This window comes from Geobacillus sp. G4, from assembly GCF_040327975.1.
Classification (GTDB): Bacteria; Bacillota; Bacilli; order Bacillales; family Anoxybacillaceae; genus Geobacillus; species Geobacillus thermoleovorans.
The window spans coordinates 1-278 of the sequence record NZ_JBEPJY010000093.1; the positions used below are offsets into that span (position 1 = coordinate 1).

Consider the following 278-nt stretch of genomic DNA (forward strand, 5'->3'; position numbering starts at 1 on the left):
TGCCGTTGGGGAAATCGATTCAAAGTGTTTCTGCATTTTTGGTATGGTGCAGCACATTTTCACAAGGATTGATCTTTCAACCGCAGGACGCGGCGTCGAACTTCTTCAACGAGATGCTGTAGAAATGCCTGAACCGATACCGATCAAGGATCACGAAAAAGAAAACCGCCTGGTCAACAAGCGCTTGCTCGCCTGCGCACTCTTGGTGATTGGTATTACCTGCGCCCTGGTCGGGCGCATGTATTTCCTGCAGGTGGTGCAGTACGACTATCACTCGA

At 50.4% G+C, this 278-nt stretch carries 1 protein-coding gene; it reads left to right on the forward strand.

The window, feature by feature from the left end:
- The coding region (locus ABS784_RS17085) for a hypothetical protein (protein WP_352513393.1) at window positions 1-278 on the forward strand (278 nt) is incomplete at both ends.